Annotated in this window: 21 protein-coding genes; 14 read left to right on the top strand and 7 right to left on the bottom strand. The window is 62.7% G+C overall.

What is annotated here, in order from left to right; genetic code table 11:
- Positions 1-50 precede the first annotated feature (50 nt).
- The 7 genes from ACQ4V8_RS13595 to phaP all read left to right on the top strand — a co-directional run bounded on the left by ACQ4V8_RS13595 (position 51) and on the right by phaP (position 6558).
- On the top strand, positions 51-1697 hold the full coding sequence (locus ACQ4V8_RS13595) for a methyl-accepting chemotaxis protein (RefSeq protein WP_010397083.1): 1647 nt from the start codon (positions 51-53) through the stop codon (positions 1695-1697).
- Positions 1698-1869: 172 nt separating this feature from the next.
- On the top strand, positions 1870-2337 hold the full coding sequence (locus tag ACQ4V8_RS13600; protein WP_010397085.1) for an SRPBCC family protein: 468 nt from the start codon (positions 1870-1872) through the stop codon (positions 2335-2337).
- 158 nt (positions 2338-2495) lie between these two features.
- A complete protein-coding gene (locus ACQ4V8_RS13605) occupies positions 2496-3407 on the top strand; it encodes a creatininase family protein (protein ID WP_436571657.1) in 912 nt (303 codons plus the stop codon).
- Positions 3408-3462: 55 nt separating this feature from the next.
- Positions 3463-4734 carry a YncE family protein gene (locus ACQ4V8_RS13610; RefSeq protein ID WP_010397089.1) on the top strand — a complete coding sequence of 424 codons (1272 nt, stop codon included), beginning with the start codon at positions 3463-3465 and terminating at the stop codon, positions 4732-4734.
- A 146-nt stretch (positions 4735-4880) separates the two neighbouring features.
- Positions 4881-5252: a VOC family protein gene (locus tag ACQ4V8_RS13615; RefSeq protein ID WP_222838461.1), complete on the top strand. Its 372-nt coding sequence runs from the start codon at positions 4881-4883 to the stop codon at positions 5250-5252.
- A 27-nt stretch (positions 5253-5279) separates the two neighbouring features.
- Positions 5280-5621, top strand: coding sequence for a hypothetical protein (locus tag ACQ4V8_RS13620; RefSeq protein ID WP_436571658.1), 342 nt, complete (start codon positions 5280-5282; stop codon positions 5619-5621).
- 274 nt (positions 5622-5895) lie between these two features.
- Entirely contained in the window at positions 5896-6558 is a 663-nt protein-coding gene (gene phaP, locus ACQ4V8_RS13625) for a TIGR01841 family phasin (RefSeq protein ID WP_070346971.1), read from the top strand.
- Positions 6559-6686: 128 nt separating this feature from the next.
- On the opposite strand, the gene ACQ4V8_RS13630 is transcribed toward phaP, so the two are convergent.
- Both ACQ4V8_RS13630 and ACQ4V8_RS13635 read right to left on the bottom strand, forming a co-directional pair.
- Complete coding sequence (locus ACQ4V8_RS13630) at positions 6687-7706, bottom strand: alpha/beta hydrolase (RefSeq protein ID WP_196856038.1); 1020 nt, start codon at positions 7704-7706, stop codon at positions 6687-6689.
- Positions 7707-7811: 105 nt separating this feature from the next.
- Positions 7812-8702, bottom strand: a complete 891-nt coding sequence (locus ACQ4V8_RS13635) for a LysR family transcriptional regulator ArgP (RefSeq protein WP_010397096.1) — start codon at positions 8700-8702, stop codon at positions 7812-7814.
- Between the two features lie 204 nt (positions 8703-8906).
- On the opposite strand from ACQ4V8_RS13635, the gene ACQ4V8_RS13640 reads away from it, so the two are divergent.
- Positions 8907-9512: a LysE/ArgO family amino acid transporter gene (locus ACQ4V8_RS13640; RefSeq protein ID WP_010397097.1), complete on the top strand. Its 606-nt coding sequence runs from the start codon at positions 8907-8909 to the stop codon at positions 9510-9512.
- 18 nt (positions 9513-9530) lie between these two features.
- Here ACQ4V8_RS13640 and ACQ4V8_RS13645 read toward each other — a convergent pair whose 3' ends face one another.
- On the bottom strand, positions 9531-10973 hold the full coding sequence (locus ACQ4V8_RS13645; RefSeq protein ID WP_436571659.1) for a coniferyl aldehyde dehydrogenase: 1443 nt from the start codon (positions 10971-10973) through the stop codon (positions 9531-9533).
- A 147-nt stretch (positions 10974-11120) separates the two neighbouring features.
- Here ACQ4V8_RS13645 and trxC point away from each other — a divergent pair, with 147 nt between their 5' ends.
- Positions 11121-11573 (top strand): thioredoxin TrxC, encoded by a 453-nt coding sequence (gene trxC, locus ACQ4V8_RS13650; RefSeq protein WP_070346969.1) that lies wholly within the window; start codon positions 11121-11123, stop codon positions 11571-11573.
- A gap of 225 nt (positions 11574-11798) precedes the next feature.
- Positions 11799-12113 (top strand): hypothetical protein, encoded by a 315-nt coding sequence (locus ACQ4V8_RS13655; RefSeq protein ID WP_436571660.1) that lies wholly within the window; start codon positions 11799-11801, stop codon positions 12111-12113.
- A 13-nt stretch (positions 12114-12126) separates the two neighbouring features.
- On the opposite strand, the gene ACQ4V8_RS13660 is transcribed toward ACQ4V8_RS13655, so the two are convergent.
- Positions 12127-13296 (bottom strand): multidrug effflux MFS transporter, encoded by a 1170-nt coding sequence (locus ACQ4V8_RS13660; RefSeq protein ID WP_029496322.1) that lies wholly within the window; start codon positions 13294-13296, stop codon positions 12127-12129.
- A 191-nt stretch (positions 13297-13487) separates the two neighbouring features.
- Here ACQ4V8_RS13660 and epsC point away from each other — a divergent pair, with 191 nt between their 5' ends.
- Entirely contained in the window at positions 13488-14426 is a 939-nt protein-coding gene (gene epsC, locus ACQ4V8_RS13665) for a serine O-acetyltransferase EpsC (RefSeq protein WP_280720850.1), read from the top strand.
- Positions 14427-14760: 334 nt separating this feature from the next.
- Here epsC and ACQ4V8_RS13670 read toward each other — a convergent pair whose 3' ends face one another.
- From ACQ4V8_RS13670 to ACQ4V8_RS13680, 3 genes are read right to left on the bottom strand one after another with little or no spacing between them, the layout of a single operon-like run.
- Positions 14761-16152, bottom strand: a complete 1392-nt coding sequence (locus ACQ4V8_RS13670) for an LLM class flavin-dependent oxidoreductase (protein ID WP_010397107.1) — start codon at positions 16150-16152, stop codon at positions 14761-14763.
- Between the two features lie 3 nt (positions 16153-16155).
- Positions 16156-16995, bottom strand: coding sequence for a MetQ/NlpA family ABC transporter substrate-binding protein (locus ACQ4V8_RS13675; RefSeq protein WP_010397108.1), 840 nt, complete (start codon positions 16993-16995; stop codon positions 16156-16158).
- Positions 16996-17016: 21 nt separating this feature from the next.
- Positions 17017-18231: an acyl-CoA dehydrogenase family protein gene (locus tag ACQ4V8_RS13680; protein WP_010397111.1), complete on the bottom strand. Its 1215-nt coding sequence runs from the start codon at positions 18229-18231 to the stop codon at positions 17017-17019.
- Between the two features lie 254 nt (positions 18232-18485).
- Here ACQ4V8_RS13680 and ssuE point away from each other — a divergent pair, with 254 nt between their 5' ends.
- Genes ssuE through ssuD form a run of 3 tightly spaced genes read left to right on the top strand, consistent with a single transcriptional unit; the run spans position 18486 to position 21308 of the window.
- Entirely contained in the window at positions 18486-19106 is a 621-nt protein-coding gene (ssuE, locus tag ACQ4V8_RS13685; protein WP_010397113.1) for an NADPH-dependent FMN reductase, read from the top strand.
- A gap of 24 nt (positions 19107-19130) precedes the next feature.
- Positions 19131-20135 (top strand): sulfonate ABC transporter substrate-binding protein, encoded by a 1005-nt coding sequence (locus tag ACQ4V8_RS13690; RefSeq protein WP_070346965.1) that lies wholly within the window; start codon positions 19131-19133, stop codon positions 20133-20135.
- Between the two features lie 12 nt (positions 20136-20147).
- A complete protein-coding gene (gene ssuD, locus ACQ4V8_RS13695) occupies positions 20148-21308 on the top strand; it encodes an FMNH2-dependent alkanesulfonate monooxygenase (protein ID WP_070346964.1) in 1161 nt (386 codons plus the stop codon).
- The last annotated feature ends 1 nt before the right edge of the window (position 21309 follow it).

The raw sequence follows: 21309 nt of genomic DNA on the forward strand, positions 1-21309 counted from the left end.
CTACTTATCCTGCCTGGCTCCCCAGGCTGTTTTCCTGACTGTGAAACATCATGAATATCACCAAACAATTAATTGTGACTCTTACCATCGCCTTGCTGGCTCTGCTGCTGCTGGGCGCCGGCGGCGCCATTCAGTTGCAGCGCGCCCAGCAGCGTTTCGATACCGTGCAAAACCGCATCATTCCCAGCATCCAGGGTTTAAATGCGGCCAAGGGTTTCCTGGCCGATGCGCGCCTGGCTGGCTACCGCCTGTCCGTGTTCGCCAACCTGGCCGACAAGACGGCGCTGGACAAGGCCGTGGTCGACGCCAACACCAATTTTGACAAGCTCATCGCCACTTACCGCGCCGAGCGCCTGTACGACGCCACGGACAGCAAGATGCTCGACGCCGACCAGGCCGCCATGGAAGCCTACCGCCGCGCGCTGGTGCCATTTTTCGCTGCCGCCTACGCTGGCGACATGGATGGCGTGCGCGCCACCTTGCTCGCCGGAACGCCACTGGCCCTCACGGCCGCTGCCGCGAAAAAGAGCATAGATGAGCATATTGCCTACAATAATAAGCTGGTCGACGACGTGAAGGCCGAGAGCCTCGCCGCCTACGATACGGCGTTTACCACCATGCTGGCCGTGCTGGGCGTGGCCGTGCTGCTGACGGGCGCTCTAGCGTGGCATATCTACCGCACCATCAGTGGCGGCCTGGGTAATATCGAGCATACCCTGGAGCGCGTCAGCGCCTCGCTGGACTTGTCGTCGGCCATGCCCGTCGAACGCATGGATGAAGTGGGCCGCACGGCCACCGCCTTCAACAAGTTTTTGGAGCGCATCGTCGACGTGATCGCCACCGTGCGCACCTCGGCCGATACGGTTAGCGTGGCAGCTGCGCAAATTTCCGCCGGTAACGCGGACTTGTCCGTACGCACCGAGCAGCAGGCGTCTTCGCTGGAAGAAACGGCTTCCAGCCTGGAAGAGCTGACCTCGGCCGTGCGGCAGAATACGGACAATGCGCGCCAAGCCAATACCCTGGCCGTGTCCGCCTCGGACGTGGCGCGCAAGGGCGGCGCCGTGGTGGCGCAAGTGGTGGGCACGATGGGTTCGATCAATGAATCGGCGAAGAAGATTGCCGACATTATCGGTGTGATCGACGGCATTGCCTTCCAAACCAATATTCTGGCCTTGAATGCGGCCGTCGAAGCGGCCCGCGCGGGCGAGCAGGGCCGCGGTTTTGCCGTGGTGGCCACGGAAGTGCGCAACCTGGCGCAGCGTTCGGCAGCGGCGGCCAAGGAAATCAAGGGTTTGATTGAGGATTCCGTGGATAAAGTCAACACCGGCAGCGCGCTGGTCGATCAGGCGGGCGCGACGATGGAAGAGATCGTCGCCAGCATCGGTCGCGTGACGGACATCATGGGCGACATCGCCAATGCCAGCCACGAGCAAAGCGCCGGCATCGAACAAGTGAACCAGGCCATTTCGCAAATGGACCAGGTGACCCAGCAAAATGCAGCCCTGGTGGAAGAGGCGGCCGCTGCTGCAGTGTCGCTGCAAGAGCGCGCCGTCGAGCTGGTCGACGTAGTGGCCGTGTTCCGCTTGCGTGGCGATGCGCAGGCCACATCGTTGAAAACGGCGGCTGGCTTGCCGGCCAGGGCGACGCCTGCCGCCAGCCGGCGCATGACGCTGCCCAGTCGCAGCGCCCGCAGTTGAACCTTGTGACGACCCCGGTACGCCGGGGTTTTTCTTCGGTGATATGATAGTTGTTCAAGCAAGCGTTGCGTTCTGTCCCTGTGGCGACGGTGAACCAAGTTGACGAGAGACACGGCGCGGGGCCCGATAAAAGACCCGCTGACTTTCATCAACATGATGGGGAGATCAAAAATTGAGGCAGATCGAAGCAAGCATCCACATTGCAGTCCCGCCCACGCTCATCGATCAAATCTGGAGCGAAGTCGACCGATGGCATGCGTGGGACCCCGATACACGGCAAGCGTGCCTCAACGGGCCATTCGAAGTTGGCACAAAGGGCAGGATAGTTCCCAGCAAAGGGATGGGTATTGCGATGCTGATCACCGAGCGCTCTGCCGGCCGATCGTTTACTGTCGAGGGGCATATTCCGCTATTCCGACTACATTTTGAGCACACGGTTGTTGCCGCAGATGGCGGATCGGAAGTCATTCACCGCGTATGGTTCTCTGGCGCGCTTGCTTTTCTGTTCGGGCCAGGCGTTGCCAAACAAGTCCGCCAAGGTCTGCCCAAAACGATGCGTTCGCTCAAGGCCTATGCCGAAAAACGCAACGCTGCTATCCATGATGGCGAGGTGGATGGGGCCAAGGCGACAACAGTCTGACGGATAGTTTCCCATCGTCAATTCCTGGCAAGGCAGCGTAGCGTCGCAAATTAACGTGCCGTTCCCGTCATGATGGAATACAATTCTCGCGTGGCAGCCAGCGTGCCTGGCAAGGCCAGGTACGGCGCCATGCCTTGAACTTGGAAAGATGGTGGCTTATGACTCCGCAGTTCCCCCAGCAAACGGCGCCTTGCGCGCCACCCACGCGGCGCATCTCACGCCAGCCCCTCGTTTCCCGCTTCGTCCTGATATGTTGCTGTCTGCTGGTCACGGCACCGGTCATGGCCGCCACGCCTGCCACGCCTGCCACGCCTGCCAACAGCAGCGTCATGCTGGAAGAGCTGACCAGTACCGAGTTGCGCAGCCGTATCGAGCACGGCGCCACCACCGTGCTGGTGCCGATTGGCGGCGTCGAGCAGAGCGGGCCATATATTGCGCTGGGTAAACACAATGTGCGTGCCGGGCTGCTGGCGCGCCAGATTGCGCAAAAGCTGGGCAACACCATGGTTGCGCCCGTCGTTTCCTATGTGCCGGAAGGCAGTATTGCGCCCCCGGCCGGGCACATGCGCTATGCCGGCACGATTTCGATTCCGCCCGCCGTTTTCGAAGCCGTACTCGAAGCGATAGCTGCCAGCCTGCGCCAGCATGGTTTCCGCGACATCATCTTCCTCGGTGATCACGGTGGTTACCAAAAGAACGAGCAGAATGTGGCGAATAAACTCAACCTTGCCTGGGCAAAAGCATCCGCGCTGCACGATGCACGTGCGTATGCCTTGTCCGGCTATTATGACATTACGCAATCGACCTATATTGCCGAACTGCATAAGCGTGGCTATAGCAGCGCCGAGATCGGCCTGCACGCGGGCATGGCCGACGCGGCGCTGATGCTGGCGACGCAGCCGTCGATGGTGCGCAGCGATGCCATGGCCCACGGGTCCAAGCCCGGCGTGGCCGACGGCGTGCGCGGCGACGCCACGCGCGCCACGGCGGAACTGGGCCAGATCGGCATCAAGCTGCAGGTCGATAGCTCGGTGGCCGCCATCAGGCAGCTGCTGCAACGTAATCAATAACATCCGCCGGGGTGCTGAACTTCCGGCTTTTGCAACGAAAATGACGCGAAATAACATGAAAAAATCTCAACGACGTCACATCGTCACCTTGTCCGTCCTGGCTGCCGCACTGGCAGCCTTGGGCGTGGCCAGCCAGGTCATCGGCGCCAGCACAGCGGCCCCTGCCGCCGCTGCACCCGCTGCCATCTATTCTCCGCTGCCGGGCATGCCGCCGCTGGTGGACCCGAAAAACGTGTATGGCAGCACTGCCAGCAGCAATATGAGTGCCGTCGTCAAGGATCACTTGCGCCGCATCTATGTGCCCAATCTGCGCTCGAACGATGTCTACGTGATCGACCAGGATAGCCTGAAGGTAGTCGACAAGTTCAAGGTCGGCAGCGGTCCGCAGCACGTCGTGCCGTCGTGGGACTTGCGCACTCTGTGGGTAGCGAACAATGCCGAACGCACGGACAAGGGCAGTCTGACGCCGGTCGACCCTTTGAGCGGCAAGCCGGGCAAGGAAGTGCCGGTCGATGATCCTTATAATATGTACTTCACACCGGACGGCAAGTCGGCCATCGTCGTGGCCGAGGCGCGCCGCCGCCTAGATTTCCGCGATCCGAAGACCATGGCGGTACAGTATGCGATCGACACGCCCCAGTGCGGCGGCATCAACCATGCCGATTTTTCAAATGACGGGCGCTACGCCATCTTCACCTGCGAGTTCGACGGCACCATCGCCAAGATCGACCTTGTGGGGCGCAAGGTTGAGAGCTACCTGAAATTGCAAATGCCGGCCAAGCGTTTTGCCGAGTCCGACCCCGTGGGCGGCCCGGCAAATGAAATCTGCAGCGTCAAGAAGGGCATGCCGCAAGATATACGTATCTCGCCCGATGGCAAGAAATTCTATATCGCCGACATGGACGCCGATGGCGTGCACATCGTCGATGGCGCCACCCTGAAGCAAATCGGCTTCATCCAGACCGGCGTGGGCGCGCATGGCTTGTACCCTAGCCGTGACGGCAAGAAACTATACGTGGCCAACCGCGGCACGCACCGCATCCACGGCAAGCCGAAGGGCAAGGGCAGCGTCAGCGTGATCGATTTCGCCACCGAAAAAGTGGTGTCGCAGTGGCCGATTCCCGGTGGCGGTAGCCCCGACATGGGCAATGTGAGTGCCGATGGCAAATATCTATGGCTGTCCGGCCGTTTTGATGATGTCGTGTATCGCATCGATACGCACAGTGGCGACGTCTCCAAAGTGAAAGTCGGCCAGGAACCGCACGGCCTGACCGTGTGGCCGCAGCCGGGCCGCTATTCGCTGGGCCATACGGGCAACCTGCGCTGAGCGAGGCAGGCGCCAGGCGATCACTCCATCAGCCCCACTACTGTGCGGACATCTTCCGCCGCGCAGTAGTGCTTTTAAATATTGCCCATAATGCAATGTCGGTACATACTGCGTTTTCCGTGCCACATTCTGCTAGGAGTGCCCTCATGATTCTTGATCATATCGGTTTGAATGTCAGCGACGCACAGGCCAGCAAGGCTTTCTTTTCTGCTGCCCTGGCACCCCTGGGCGTATCGGTGGTGATGGAAGTGCATGGCTGGGTTGGCCTGGGGAAAGATGGCAAGCCTGATTTCTGGTTCGGCGTGGGCGGTACGCCGCATGCCGGCATGCATCTCGCCTTCGTGGCAGACAACCGCGCCCAGGTGGATGCGTTTTACCAGGCCGCGCTGGCAGCAGGCGGCAAGGATAACGGCGCCCCTGGCATCCGCGCCATCTACCACCCGAATTACTATGGCGCCTTCGTGCTGGGCCCGGACGGTCACAATGTCGAAGCCGTCTGCCACCGTCCCGAGCCGTGACGCCGAGCATGACCTGAGGAGAGCAATATGCAGCACAGCGCCACCCTGTTTGCCGACGATGCCGGCCGCTATGCCTACGTGAGAGCGGGATTTTCCTGGTCAGCCCTGTTTCTGGGCTGGCTCTGGGCCGTGGCCAAGCGCCGCTGGTGGCTGTTGCTGCTGATGCTGGCGATGGATGTCTGCCTGTGGTTTGGCAGCCAACTGGCCAGCGAACTGCGCCTCGCTCCGATGCTGCTGCTGATGGCTGTCGCGGAGCTCAGTTACCTGCTGGCGCGCGGCTGGTATGCCAACCGCTGGCTGGAAGCGTCGCTGCGCAGCCATGGTTACAAGCCCGTCGCGCCGGGTGCCAGTACCGGCGACGCTCGTTGAGCGTGCTTGACACGGATTGTCCGCTGCGTCATCGATGTTTGGCCAGGGCCTGTCGCTGAGCCAAAAATTTCTGCGCAGCCTGGCGCACATTTGATCCTGATCATCCCCCACCTGCGGTACTCACGTAGCCTTGGGACTCGCGTTGCAAAGCATCTCTCCACCAATCGGATATGTTTTTTCGCGTTTCGTGGCGTAGCCCGGCCGTCTGCGTAAGCGTGCGACAGCCGCTGGTGGCGCCGTGTGTCTACCCAATCGCTATTTAGTGAGGAACTTCATGTATTCCTATTCTTTTCGTGTTACCCCTGCCGCCGAAAACCACCTGGAAGCGCAACTGGCCTTTTTTAATGGTTTGTCAAAGTCGCTGTTTCAGTTGCTGCAGCACTTCAATGAGCTGAACATACAGCTGGCGCAAGGCTTGCTTGAACAAAGCACCGCCACCAGCCATAGCCTGCTGACGCTCGAACGCGCTGAAGATGTATTCCAGGTGGCTGCCGTAGCGGGCCAGCCAGCGGCCGAGCAACTGCGCAAATACCAGCAACAGCTGTCGCGCCTGGCGGCCGATACGCAGCTTGAACTGGCCAATGTGGCAGAGCGGCATGTGAATGAAACGAGCCGTACGGCCAAGGCCCTGGCCGAAGAAGTGGCCCGCACGGCTTCAGAAGAAACGGAGAAAAACGCGCGCAAGCAGCAAGAAGCCATGCAGCGCATCGCCGAACCGTTTCAGGCCTTTCATCAAAATGGTGCCAACCGCGACCAGCAGCGCGGCATGCAAAGCCGTGACGGCCAAAGCCTCCAAAACGTCAACCAGCAGAGTAACCAGCAGAGTAACCAGCAGGGTAGCCAGCAGTCGGCCGGCAGCGAAAGCTCGGCCGGCGGCAGCGCTTCGCATGCGGGCTCCACCCAAGGAAAAAGCGGCAGCGCCAGCCGTAAAGAATAAACGGCTGTCGGCTGACGGCTGAGCGGTCGCTGAACCCGTATCGCGCGGGCCTAGCCTTGCGCTGCGCTGAGTTTAGCTGGTGCAGCGTCGTGCGGCCGGGCAGAGCGGTCTTTTCAGAGCGTCCTTCTTTAAGGGGCGGACGTTTTGTCGTGGGTGCGCGCCGCGGCCGTCTGCGTGGTGGCGCTTTGCGCCGTTGCGGCAGGTAAGGGCGTGGCGGGGATTTGCCGCGCGTGCGTGCCCGCGCCCGTGTCAGCTGTCAGCACGCTATCGACCTTGCTGTTGGCGTCGATAAAGGCGCTCACGGCGTCCAGCGTGGGCGCCAGCATGCGCAAGGGACTGGCCAGGGAGGCGACCAAGGTGGTGTGGCTGACCTTGGCAAAATACGTTTCCGTCACGGGCCGGTGCAAAGCCCGCAAGGCCTTGGCCAGTCCTGCCGTGTTGCGTTGCGGATTGACCAGTTTATCCTGTCCGGGCAGGGGAGCGATCAGCAGGGCGGGCGGCGCTTCGGCAGTCACGTGGTAGATGGGCTGCGAAGAGGCGGGCGTGTCCGGGTAAAAGAAGACGGGCTGGGCGGTGGTATTTTCGATCGGCAGGAAATCATACGGACCGGCCAAGCCTATCCAGCCCTGCAAATCGTGCGGGCGCATGCCGTGGCGCGCCAGCAGGCTGGCATCGAGCGCTACCATCGCTGCATTGTAGGCGCCGGCGCTATGGCCCATGACGAACAAGCGGGCGGGGTCGCCGCCATGGCGGCCAGACTCCATCGCGGCCCAGGCCACGGCGCGGGCCGCATCCTGCAAGATTTCGGGGTAGTGCGCGTGTGGATATAGCCGGTAGTCGGCGATCACGGCCAGGTAGCCGCGCGCAGCGAGCGCGTGGCCAACGAAGGCATAGTCGGCGCGCTCGCCCGTCGTCCAGTTGCCACCATAAAAGAACACCACCACGGGCACGGGGCCGGTGCGCATTTTTGGAGCGTAGACGTCGAGTTTTTGCCGTGGCAGGGGGCCGTAGGGCAGGCCCAGCGTCACTTGCGAGGCGCTGCCGGACGACAAGGCATTGATGGCACCCAAGGGTGAACAGGCGACCAGGCTGGCAGCGAGCGGGATGGCCGCCAGCACGCCGAGCATGGTGGTGCGCAGGATCGTCATGTTGGCTCCTGATGCTTGTGAATGATGCTTGCAGTGTAGGCCATGCAGGGCAGGGCAGGCGAGGGGAAGTTGCTGTCTGTCATAGATAACGATTGCATGCGTCGCTCAATTCTGCAACAGCCATTTGCGTGCCGTGGCGATGACGGCGTCCGACAAGGTGCGCGTCAGGGGCGTCTGGATATCCCAGGCATGCCAAGTCAGTGGCACGTCGAGCGCCTGCCCGGCTGCCACGTCGACCAGCCGGCCGGCGGCCAGCGCCGTTTCCGCCTGTAGCAGCGGTACCATGCCATAGGCATAGCCTGCTTCGATGAAGCGCACGAAGTCGCGCGCCGAGCCCAGTACATGGTGCGGATAGCGGCCCGTGTAGCCGAGGCGGTGCTGCAGATAGCGCTCGTGCAGGGCATCCTTGCTACCAAACGTGATGGCCGGCGCCTGGCTGACAGCTTCTACCGTAAAACCGTGAGGAAACCATTGCTGCGCGAACGCGGGCGACGCTACGCACAGGTAGCGCATGCCGCCCAGCGGCGTGGCCGTGGTGCCGGCCACCAGGTCGTCGGCACTGGTAACACAGGCAAATACGCGGCCTTCGCGCAACTGGCTCAGGGTGTGGTCCTGGTCGTCGAGGCGGATATCGAGCAGGCAGGACGGCGGCGACAGCAGCGGCCCCAGCGCTTCCGGGATCCAGGTGGCCGCGCTGTCGGCGTTGACGGCGATGGCCAGCTCCGGCAATTGCGTGGTGGGGCCAGGCTGAGCGTCGAGCGCCGCTTCGAGCAGCTTGACTTGGCGGTAGTGGGCGATCAGGCGTTGCCCCGCTTGCGTGGGCAGGGGCGGGTGGCTGCGGATGATCAACAGGGTGCCTTCCAGGTTTTCCAGTGTGCGGATGCGCTGCGACACAGCCGGCTGGCTGATCGCCAGCGCTTGCGCGGCCTTTTCAAAACTGCCCAGGCCGATCACGGCGTCGAGGGCGGCCAATCCACGGTAATCGACGACTCGCATAAGATTCTCTTATATATGTTTAGAATCATTAATTATACTTATATTTACTTTTTCTTTACACTGTTGAAATAGGGTAACAACTCCACTCTCCCGCGCGGTCCTCCTGGTTCCGCTACACCCTCTACCTACCTCTGATGACTTTGCCGTTGCCGGCAGAGCGTGGGCGACCGTGCGCGTGATGGAAAGCAATATAAAGGATGCAATATGGACAGCGCAATTTTCTTGAAAGGCATGGGGCTCGGAGCGAGCCTGATCGTGGCCATCGGCACGCAAAACGCATTCTTGCTCAAGCAGGGCTTAAGGCGTCATTACGTGCTCACCTGCATACTCGTGTGCCTGCTGTGCGACGCCATCCTGATCACGGCCGGCGTGGCCGGCATGGGTACGTTTATTGCCGACAATCCCAATTTCCTGCTGTGGGCCAAGGCCGGCGGCGCCACCTTCCTGATCGCGTATGGCTTGCGTGCTGCCAAGTCGGCCTGGCGTCCCACGGCCATGGCGGTGTCGGCCGCCAAGGCCCCCGAAGGCTATTGGGCCGTGATCGGCGCGGCACTGGCGTTCAGCCTGCTCAATCCGCACGCCTTCCTCGATACGGTCATCCTGCTTGGCTCGATCGGCGGCCAGCATGAAGGCGTGGGACGCTTTTACTTCGCCGGCGGCGCCATCATGGCTTCGGCCCTGTGGTTCTTCCTGCTCGGTTTTGGCGCCCGCTATCTGGCGCCCGTGTTTGCCAAGCCCATGGCTTGGCGCGTGCTCGACGGCATCATCGCCTTTGTCATGTGGGCCATTGCCGCCTCGCTGTTCCTGTAAAACATCAGCTGTAAAGCATCAACGTGTCAGGAAGGCCAGCACGCGGCTGGCCAGTTTGCCATACGGCGGCCACAGCAGTGTCAAAGCGCTGTAGCGCGCCTGGTAAAACACCGGGCGCAGCTTGCTGAAGGTGTGGAAGCCTTCCACGCCATGATAGTGACCCATGCCCGATTCGCCCACGCCGCCAAAGGGCAGATCGTGCTGGCCCACGTGGTACAGGGCATCGTTGACGGACACGCCGCCCGACATCACGCGCTCGATCAGGCGCTGCACGGTGTCTGCGTCGTTGCTGAACGGATAGATCGCCAGTGGGCGTGGCCCCGCGTTGATGCTGTCGATCACGGTGTCAAGCTTGGTATAGCCGCGCAGCGGCAGGATGGGGCCAAAGATTTCCCTCTGCAGCAGCAGGCTGTCCTCGGGCGCATCGAGCACGATGTGCGGCGCGATCTTGCGCGTGGCCCGGTCGTAGCTTGGCCCCGGCAACAGCGAAATCACTTGCGCACCGCGGTCGCGCGCGTCGTCCAGCGCCAGCAGCAAGCGCTCAAAAGCGGCCTCGTCGATGATGGAAGTGTAGTCGGGCGTGTCCAGCCGCGGGTAGCGCTTGGGCATGATGGTGCGCGCGTGCGCGACGAAGGCGGCGATGCTGGCCTCGGGCAGCCAGGCGTGGTCGACGCTGGTGCAGATTTGCCCTGCGTTCAGATACTTGACGAACAAGATGCGCTCGGTTGCCATGCGCAAGTCGACATCGGCGCAGACGATGGCCGGTGCCTTGCCGCCCAGTTCCAGGGTGACCGGGCATAGATTGCGCGCTGCTGCGGCCATGACGGCGCGCCCCGTCTGGCCGGAGCCGGTAAACAGCAGGTGGTCGAACGGCAGTTGCGAGAAAGCCACGCCCACGCCGCCTGTCTCTTCAAAAAACTGCAATTTTTCCGGCGGAAAGTAGGCGGGCATCTTGTCGATCAGCAGCCGGCTCAGATGGCGCGAGTTCTCGCTCATCTTGACCATGGCACGGTTGCCGGCGGCAAAGATGTAGGTCAACGGCACCAGGCTCAGGTTCACGGGAAAATTCCACGGCACGATGACGCCCACCACCCCCAGTGGCTGGGGCAGCACGCGGTTGCGGGCGCCCAGGAAATTGCGCCTATCGACGCTGCGGCGCTGCGGCTGCATCCACTTTTTTAAGTGTTTCAGTACATGGGCGATGCCGTCGATGGCGGGAAAGATCTCCGCGAGCAAGGTTTCGTGCCGCGAGCGGTTGCCATAATCGGCACTGATCGCCTCGCAGAGCGCTTCTTTATGCTCGCCGATGAAGCGCTGCAGGGTTTGCAGGTCGCGCTTGCGCTCGGCAAGCGTGGGTACGGGGTGGAGCAAGTAGGCGGCACGTTGCAAGGCCAGGGCGGCATCGAGTTCTGCGTGCGCCGGCTTGCTGCTCAAATCCATGTTTTTTGCGACATCAGGCATTGTTTTCCTTGGCTGGGCGGGCAAGATGCGCGCCGTTCCAGCACACTATAGTGGAGTATTGACGCAGGCGCTGCCAGCGTGCCGACAGCGCTGCACGATACGCCGTAAAATATCGCTCAACTTTACGCTACGTTCCCCAGGAATGCCATGACCTCGACCACGCCAGACTGCCTGCACATCGTTTGCCCCCATTGTGATGCCGTCAACCGCCTGCCGCACGACCGGCTCAACGCGCAACCGACCTGCGGCAAGTGCCAGAAGGATTTATTCATGGGCCAGCCCGTGGACCTGGCCAGCGCCCGTTTCCTCAAGCATATCGAGCGCAGCGACATTCCCGTACTGGTCGATTTCTGGGCGCCGTGGTGCGGTCCGTGCCGCAGCATGGCACCATTCTATGTCCAGGCCGCCAAAACCCTGGAGCCGGCGTTTCGCGTCGTCAAGGTCAATACGCAAGCGTCGCCGGACCTGGGCAGCCGTTTCAATATCCGCAGCATTCCCACGCTGGCCCTGTTCGTGCGCGGCGTGGAAGTGGCGCGCCAGCCGGGCGCCATCGATGCCCATGCCATCATCGCCTGGGCCAGGGGCCAGGCGCGTCGCTAGGCGCGTGGGGAAACGCGTCAGCTTTCCCGTCTTACATTGACCATGACGCCATGCAGCAGGGCGTCCGATGCACAAGCCCGGGCAGAAATATCTGGCCATGCGGGGCGACGTGCAGCGCCGCGGGTTTGCGCAAGCTACCCGCATCACTGAGTGTTCGTTCGCTAACAGACGCCTCCCTGTTCTCTGCGTAGTCTTGCCCCATGATGTATCACACAGGGAGCAGCCATGCAGGGATATAGCGGGCAAGACGTCGGGAAGACGGGCGAACAAGGTAAACAAGGTGAAGAAGGTGAACATGCGCGCCGTGAATTCATTGCCGAACTGTGGCGGCGCTTTGAAACCTTGCAGGAATGGGCAGTCCATCACTGGCCGGATCAGCAACATCCGCTCAGTTCGGCTGACTTCGTCGAGGCGCGCAAGGAACTGTTAAGTTTGCGTTCGCCGGCCGGGCCGTTGAAGCAGCCGTTGCAGCAGAATGAAGCGGAACCGGAGCAGGGCGGCGCGCAATATTTGGACGTCACGCCTGCGCCCTGGCCGTAATCGGACCTGCGCGTCAGCGCTTACCCTGCGCAAATACCCAGCACAACAGCGCCACCAGCAATCCCGCCATCACGCCATACGCCAGGTTCAGGGCGCTGTCGAACAGCAGCGGCGCCACCAAGCCCGATACCAGCGCGAACAGCAGCATCTGGATGAACGACTGCATCGACGAGGCCAGGCCGCTGTTGTTGGGGAAGTGGTTCAGGGCCATCAGCGTCATCGGCGGCATGGCAAGGGACAGGGCGAACGAATAGAAGAACAGGGGCAGCACGGCCCATGGCACTTCGGCGGCGAAGACAACGTTGTAGCCGATGTTGGCCAGCGCTGCCAGCAGCATCAGGATGAAGCCGGCCCAGATCATCTGGCGCTGGCTGATGCGATGGGCGATTTTCGCCGACAGGGCCGAGCCGAACACCATGCCGCCAATTAAGGGAATGAACAGCCAGGCGAATGCCGTTTCGGGCAAATGCAGGATGTTGATGATGAAGTAGGCGGCCGAGCCGATATACAGGGCGAAGCCGCCAAAGGCGGCGCCGATGGCCGTCGACAGCAGCAGGAACTGGCGGTGGCACAGCACTTTCCAGTAATTGACGGCGATGTCGCCCAAGTGGAAGGCATGGCGCTGCTGCTTCGGCAGGCTTTCCGGCAGCGCGCGCCAGACGACGAGGAACATCAGTACGCCGAAGGCCGTGAGGAACCAGAAGATCGCCCGCCAGCCCAGCGACACTTGCAGCCAGCCACCCAGCACGGGGGCGATGGCCGGCGCCAGGGCGAATACCATCATGATGTGCGAGAGGATTTTTTGCGCAGCGGCGCCCGAATAGCGGTCTTGCACGATGGCGCGGCCGATCACGGAGCCGGCGCCCGCCGACAGGCCCTGCAGCACGCGCCAGGCCAGCAGCCAGCCCAGCGACGGCGCCAGCGCGGCGCCCACGGAGGCGATCACATACATTACCAGCGAGACGAGAATCACGGGACGGCGGCCGAACGAATCGGACAGGGTGCCGTAGAACAGCATCATGAAGGCGAAGGTGAACAGGAAAAAACTCAGGGTTTGCTGCACCAGCAGGGGGCTGGCATTGAAATCGTGCGCGATGGCGGGAAAAGACGGCAGGTAGGTATCAATTGCAAGCGGTCCGACCATCGCCAGGCCCGCTAAAATCCAGGTTAATAATTTAGTCATGTTGAAGATTTGTTTTGTTAGCCCATCATTTTACGCTAGTCACTGGAATCGGGTCAGGCGCGCGCCTTGCTGGTCAACGATATGCGTTTTCCGCATATCTAAGCGCACAATCCTTCGTTGGCTTCGCCCCTCGCCGCCATTATGCTAGGGCGACCCGGCTTGTTGGCCGTTTTTTTTGGAAGTGACACGCCATGCACAGCATTGATCCCGCAGCGCCCGCCGACGACACGCCCCAGTGGAACCTGGGGCCCGTGATCCAGGCGCTACGCATCTCGCGCGAAGACAAGCACAAGATCCGCCATAACGGCAGGGTGCGCGAACTGCCGTCGCGCGAAGCGCTCACTAGCATCGTCAACGGCTTGTCGGCAGCGCTGTTCCCCACGCATTACGGGCGGCCCAACCTGACGGACGAAAGCATCGACTACTTTGTCGGCGACACACTCAATACCACCCTGAACCGGCTCAGCGAGCAGGTGCGCCGTGGCCTGTTATTTTCCGGACCGCCCGGCGATGAGGGCGCAGACGCCAGCGACGATGTGGCCCTGGCGCTGCAGGCGCGCGATATCACGCGCGCCTTTGCCGCCAGCTTGCCCGATATCCGCGCCCTGCTGGTGTCGGACGTGCAAGCCGCCTACGCCGGCGACCCGGCCGCCACCTCGGTGGCCGAGATCATGCTGTGCTACCCGGGCACCATCGCCATCTTGTACCACCGCCTGGCGCACCGCCTGCACGCGCTCGGTGCTCCGTTCCTGGCGCGCCTGATCGCCGACATCGCGCACAGCCTGACGGGCATCGACATTCACCCGGGCGCGCACATCGGCGCGTCTTTCTTCATCGATCACGGCACCGGCGTGGTGATCGGCGAGACGGCCATTATCGGCCAGCGCGTGCGCCTGTACCAGGCCGTCACCCTGGGCGCCAAGCGTTTTCCTGCCGATGCTTCCGGCGCCCTGATCAAGGGTACGCCGCGCCATCCCATCGTCGCAGATGACGTGGTCATTTACGCGGGCGCGACCGTGCTGGGGCGTATTACCATCGGCGCGGGATCGACCATCGGGGGCAATGTATGGCTGACGCAGAGCGTGCCAGCGAACAGCAATGTATCGCAGGCGCAGATGCGCAACGATTGAAGCGATTCCGAGAAAACGTCGATCGCGGCGGCGCTGCATCGCTGCGCCTTGGCCTGCCAGCGTACGCTCTGCTGCGCCGTGCAGTGCCTGGCCCGGTACGTTGTTCAGGCACGCTCGCAATACGCGAGTACGCGTTTTACTGCGGCGGCAGCGCTTTTCCTGTTCCAGGCGGGCGTCGAGCCGGGTCTGCGCGGCCGCTACGTAAGCGCGGCACGCCTGCGGCTCGATAAAGGCATCGCTGCCGCGCGTGGCGCTCGCCTCCAGCCGCTGCCAAAGCTGCGACGCTTCCGGATGCGCCGAGATGAGCACGTCGCAGGGCAGTTTATCTGCTACGTCAGGCCGCTGCCAGAGCGGCGCTGTCGGAGGCGATGCTGACCTGGCGTCCCGCATGGCCTTCGGGCAGGCGCGGGCCTTGGCCGAAGACCTTGTGGCGCAAGCTGCCTTGCTTGTAATGGGTGCGATAGCGGCCGCGCCGCTGCAGTTCTGGCACGATGTATTGCACCACGTCGGCCATGCTGTCGTGCGCCACGGCGAAGGCCAGATTGAAGCCGTCGATGCCCGTCTCGGTTATCCAGCTTTCCAGCTGGTCGGCCACCTGACGCGCATCGCCGACGATCACGGGGCCGCGCCCGCCGAGGCCGATGTATTGGGCCGCTTCGCGCACCGTCCAGGTGCGATCCGGGTCGGCCTGGCTGAAGGAGGCCAGCGCCGAGCGGCCCGCCGGGGAATCGATGTAGTCGATGGTGGCGTCGAGCCGATAGCGGCTGAAATCGACGCCGGTCCAGCCCGACAACAGTACCAGCGCCGCCTCGATATTGATGTGCCGCAGATAATCGGCGTGTTTTGCGCGCGCTTCATCTTCGGTGGCGCCGGTGATGATAAGCGCCTGCGCATAGATCAGCAGCGCATCGCCATCGCGTCCCGCTAGCCGCACGGCGGCGCGCAAGTCGTCGGCGTAGTGCTTGACCACTGTTTTGCTGGGGCCACTGACAAAGGTCGCCTCCGCATGGCGCGCCGCGAAGCGCGTGCCGCGCGGCGAGGTACCGGCCTGGTACAGCAGCGGCGTGCGTTGCGGCGATGGTTCGCATAAATGGATGCCTGGCACCTGGTAATGGCGCCCCACGTGATTGATCGGGTGCACGCGGGCAGGGTCGGCGTAGATGCCGCGCACCTTGTCGTTGACGACGGCATCATCGTCCCAGCTCTTTTCCCACAGCTTGTAGACGACCTCCAGGTATTCGTCGGCCAAGTCGTAGCGTTCGTCGTGGCCCAGTTGCTGGTTTAGGCCCAGGTTGCGCGCCGCGCTATCGAGGTAGCCAGTGACGATATTCCAGCCGACGCGCCCGCCAGTGAGATGGTCCAGGGTGGACATGCGCCGCGCGAATGTGTACGGATGTTCATAGGTGAGGGCGCAGGTGACGCCGAAACCCAGGTGCGTGGTGGCTTGCGCCATGATGGGCACGAGGGCCAGCGGGTCGTTCAGCGGCACCTGCACGCCGTGTTCCAAGGCCGCATCAAGGCTGCCCCGATATACGTCATACACACCCAGCACGTCGGCCAGGAACACTGCATCGAACAGGCCCGCCTCCAGCAGCCGCGCCAGTTCCGTCCAGTGCTGCGGATCGGTATAGCGGTGGCTGCGGTCGCTCGCATGCGTCCATAGTCCCGGCGACTGGTGGCCGACGGCGTTCATCTGGAAGGCGTTGAAGCGTATCGTTTTGGCCATGGCTTATTTGCTCGCCGCGTTGGCAGCCGTCTGCACGCCTTGCTGGTAATCAGGTTTAGAGTAGCCGGCAAAGTGCTTGTTGGTGATGTCGAGAAATTCGCGCGAGCGGTAGGCTGCCGCCAGGTCTTTCGCAAACTGCTTGTCCTTGTCGGCCGTGCGCACGGCCACCAGGTTGATGTAGTTGGGCGAGATTTTCTCGGTCAGCAGCGCATCGCTCAGTTTCAGCCCGGAAGCCAATGCGTAATTGCCGTTGATGAAGGAGTAATCGGTATCGCTCAAGGAACGTGGCAGCTGCGCCGCCTCCAGCGGCAGCAGCTTGATTTTCCGCGTGTTGACGGCGATATCTTTTTCCGATGCGCGCACGGGGTCGAAGCTGGCGCGCAGCTTGATCCATCCCAGCTGATCGAGCAGCACCAGTGCGCGCGCCTGGTTGGTCGGATCGTTCGGCAAGCCCACCGTCGTGCCCTCCTTCACCTCGTCCAGGCTCTTGTGCTTCTTGCTGTAGATGGCAATTGGCGCCGTCGGTATCGTGATCAGGTCCGTCAGCGCCAGCTTGTGTTCGAGCGCGAATTTCTTCAGGTAGACGATATGCTGGAATACGTTGGCATCGAGCGACCCCTCGGCCAGTGCGAAATTGGGCTGGATATAGTCATTGAATTCCACCAGCCTGACCTTGTAGCCCTGTTTTTCCAGGATAGGCTTGATGCCCAGCTTGATCTGGTCCGCGTAGGGACCGGCGCTGGTGCCGATGGTGATGTCTTTCGGGTCCTTGGCGCAGACAAGGCTGCTGGCCAGGGCGAGGCTCAGGGTGGCAAGCAATACGTTGCGGCGGGCGATGGTCATGGTGTCTCCTTGGTGGGTAAGTTATGAGTACGCGGTTGGCTCGGGCAGCGTGCCAGTCAAGGCAAAGCGCCCCAGGTCGCGCAGCTTGTAGTCGATGGGGTCGTGCAGGGTATGCACGCGCACGTTGCGCCAGTAGCGGTCGAAGCCATATTGGGCAGAGGTGGAACGGGCGCCCGTCAGTTCGAACATCTGGCTGCTGATTTCCAGCCCAGCCTTGTGCGCCAGGCACTTTGCTTCGGCCACGGAGACGGCCAGCAAGCCCCGTTCGTGCGCCGTGACCAGCGATCCCTTGCGCAACACGGTTTCCAGTGCCTGCGCCGCCGCGTCGGCCAGCACTTGCGCGGGGCGCAGCAGCAGCCAAAGCTGGCCGTAGCGGTGCTGTATCAAAGGGTCGTCCGTGGCTTGTGCCACGCCCGCGGCAAACCAGGCTTTCGCCTGCTCGCGCGTATAGCGGCGTGCCGCCTCGAATGCGCCCTCGGCGATGCCCAGATAGAGATTCGCCATGATCAGTTGCGCGACCTGCGAGCGCACGCTCGCTTGCGGCGTAGCTGCCTGCGCGGGCGCCTGCAGCACCAGTTCCTGCGGCAATGCGACGCGATGAAAATGTACATTGCCGCTATCCGTCTGGCGCTGGCCGAAGGCATCCCAGTCCGCCTGCACGCTCACGCCATCCTGGCGCGTGGGCAGGGCGGCGATCAGCGCCGTTTGCGTGGGCGCGTGCCAGGCCGAAACCGTCAGCCAGTCGGACCCCACGGAGCCGGAAGAAAAGCTCTTGATGCCGTCGAGGAGGTAGCCGTCATCGCTGTCGATGGCCGTGACTCGCTTGTCGAGTGGATTCAAGGCATTGCCCCAGAAAAGGCGTTCATCGACGGTGAGGGCCAGCAAGCGGCGCTGCTGCTGCGCGCTGCCGTACAGCTGCAGGCCGGCCAGTTGCAAATGGTGGAAGCCGAAGATATGGGCCAGTGCGCTGTCGGCGCGCGCCAGGATGCGGATCACCTGGTACACCAGGGGCCAGGATGCGCCCTGGCCGCCGAATTCGACGGGAATCGACAAGGTCAGCAAGCCTGAGTCGCGCAACCACTCGCGTTCCTGGGCCGCATGGCCGCCGGCCTGGTCGCGGGCGTTCGCCGTTTCGGCCAGGCGCGCGGCGAGTGCAGTGGCAATGCTGATGGCGTCCTGCAGCAGCTCCTGTGCGGGGCGCTGGGGGCGGGTAGTGTGGAGGAAAGCGCTAGACATGGATGACATTCCAGAAAGACGATGCAGCCGATAGTGCACCGCCAGGCGTGCGCCGTACACGAAGAAAACCGCGCATGGATATGCGAAAAAAGGCGCACGGCCCCCGGCGCCTTCGCGTGCGGGGCGTCAAGCCCGGATAGTCAAAAAACGCATATCGAAGCGCGAAAGCATTCGTTTTGCCGGGCCGCTGATGGCGATAGGCGGCAAGCATCCGAGTAACTCCATCTTCGACAACCTGCAGGGACGGACATCACATGAGCATCTTGTTATTGGGCGGTAGCCCACAACTACCATCGAGTTCCAGCCGCTTGCTGCTGCATATCGGCGAACAACTGGCGCTACAGGGCCACAGCTACGCCAAGCTGCATGTGCGCGACCTGCCGGCGCGTGCCCTGCTGCTGGCCGAACATGACGACGTGACGATTGCCCGTGCCGTGCGCGCCGTGGCCGACGCCGATGCCATCGTGATCGCCACGCCGATCTACAAGGCGTCTTATACGGGTTTGCTGAAAGCCTTTCTCGACCTGCTGCCGCAGGATGGCCTGGCCGGCAAGCTGGTGCTGCCGCTGGCCACGGGCGGCGGCCACGCCCATACCCTGGCGCTGGATTATGCGCTGCGCCCCGTGCTGCAGGCGCTGGGCGCCAAGCAGGTGTTCACCAGCATTTACGCCCATGCGCAGCAGCTGGCATGGCACGCAGAGCAGGGCCTGAGCCTGGACGCGCAGATTGCCGAGCGCGTGCAAGCCGGCATCGAAGAACTCTCCAATGGCCTGTTCGTGCTGCAGGGGCAGCGCCCGCCAGCGGCGGCTGATGCTTCAATACCCGGCCGCTCGCTGAAAGACCAGCCCTATGCGCCGCAATGTCAAGCCGCCTGATTATTTACTGACCAAGGAACTGCCATGACACATCGCCATGCACAACGACTCTCGCGCCGTACCACTTTGGGCCTGCTGTTTGCCGCCGCTGCCGGCGTGATGGCGGCCGGCATGCCGGCTGCGGCGCTCGCGCAGCCCAAGGGGGAGGTGCAGGTGCGTATTGGTTACCAGAAGTATGGCACCCTGACCCTGCTCAAGGGGCGCGGCACGCTCGATAAACGCCTCGCCGAGCAGGGCGTGGGCGTGAAATGGACCGAGTTTCCGGCCGGCCCGGTGCTGCTCGAAGGGCTCAATGTGGGCAGTATCGACTTCGGCACCGTGGGCGAGGCACCGCCCATCTTTGCGCAGGCAGCCGGCGCCAACCTGGTGTATGTCGGCAATGAGCCGGCGTCGCCGGCCAGCGAAGCCATCGTCGTGCCCAAGGGCTCGGGCCTGCGCACGCTGGCAGACTTGAAGGGCAAGAAGGTTGCTCTGAACAAGGGCTCGAATGTGCATTACCTGCTGTTGAAAGCACTGGAAAAGGCCGGCGTCGCGTATGCCGACATCCAGCCTGTGTTCCTGCCGCCAGCCGATGCGCGCGCCGCCTTCGAGCGCGGTAGCGTGGACGCCTGGGCCATCTGGGACCCGTTCCTGGCGGCCGCCGAAAAGCAGCTGGGCGCGCGCGTGCTGGCCGATGGCAAAGGCCTGGTGGCGAACTATCAGTTTTACCTGGCGTCGCGCACCTATGCGGAAAAAAATCCCGAGATCTTGCGCATCGTGCTCGATGAAGTGGCCAAGGTCGATGAATGGGGTCGCAACAATCGGCACGAAGTGGCGACGATTTTGTCGGCGCAGACGGGCCTGAGCACGGAAGTGGTGGCGCTGGCCGCTTCGCGCTATGCCTACGGCGTCAAACCCGTGTCGGTCGACGTCATGGCTTCGCAGCAAAGGGTGGCCGATGCGTTTGCCAGCCTGAAGCTGATTCCAAAACCGATCAGCGTCAAGGATGCGCTGCTGCCGGCGCGCCAGCTGGCTACCAGCGCAAAATAAGGAATAAATACCATGTCATTCAATATCTTCTGGTTCATCCCGACCCACGGCGACAGCCGTTACCTGGGCACGTCGCAGGGAGCGCGCCCTGTCGATGCCGATTATTTGCGCCAGGTGGCTGTCGCCGCCGATACGCTGGGCTATGACGGCGTGCTGTTGCCCACGGGGCGCTCCTGCGAAGACGCGTGGGTGGTTGCCTCGTCCCTGATCAGCGTGACGCAAAAGCTGAAGTTCCTGGTCGCCGTGCGTCCCGGTCTGTCCACGCCCGGCCTGGCCGTGCGCATGGCGTCAACGTTTGACCGTCTGTCGAACGGGCGCCTCTTGATCAACGTCGTCACGGGCGGCGACCAGGGCGAGCTGGAAGCGGACGGCCTGTTTGCCGACCATGCCAAGCGCTATGAAATCTCCGATGAATTCATCAAGGTGTGGCGCGCCACGCTGGCGGGCGAGGGCGGCGAGGCCGGCTACGATTTCGAGGGCAAGCATATCCAGGTGAAGGGTGCGAAAACCCTGTATCCACCCGTGCAAAAGCCGTATCCGCCGCTGTATTTCGGCGGTTCGTCGGAGCCGGCGCATGCACTGGCCGCCGAGCAGATGGACGTCTACCTGACGTGGGGCGAGCCGCCCGCTGCCGTCGCCGAGAAAATCGCCGACATCCGCTCGCGTGCGGCAAAAATAGGCCGCACAGTCCGGTTTGGCATCCGATTGCATGTGATCGTGCGCGAAACCAACGAGGCGGCCTGGCGCGCGGCCGATGAACTGATCAGCCATCTGGATGACGACATCATCGCCAAGGCGCAGGCGGCTTTCGGCAAAATGGATTCCGTGGGCCAGCAGCGCATGGCGGCCCTGCATGGCGGGCGGCGCGACAAGCTCGAAGTGTCGCCGAATCTGTGGGCCGGCGTGGGCCTGGTGCGTGGTGGTGCCGGCACCGCCCTGGTCGGCGATGCGCCCACGGTGGTGGCGCGCATGCAGCAATACGCGGACCTGGGCATCGATACCTTTATTTTCTCGGGCTACCCGCATCTGGAAGAGTCGTACCGCTTCGCCGAACTGGTGTTCCCGCTGCTGGGCAAGGGCAAGGCTGCAGGTGAGCAGTCCTTGAGCGGCCCTTTCGGCGAAGTCATGGCCAGCAATATCGTGCCGGTCGTGCCGCAAAAAAAGGTGGCCTGAG

The organism is Janthinobacterium paucivorans (assembly GCF_051380805.1).
Taxonomy (GTDB): Bacteria; Pseudomonadota; Gammaproteobacteria; order Burkholderiales; family Burkholderiaceae_D; genus Janthinobacterium; species Janthinobacterium lividum_D.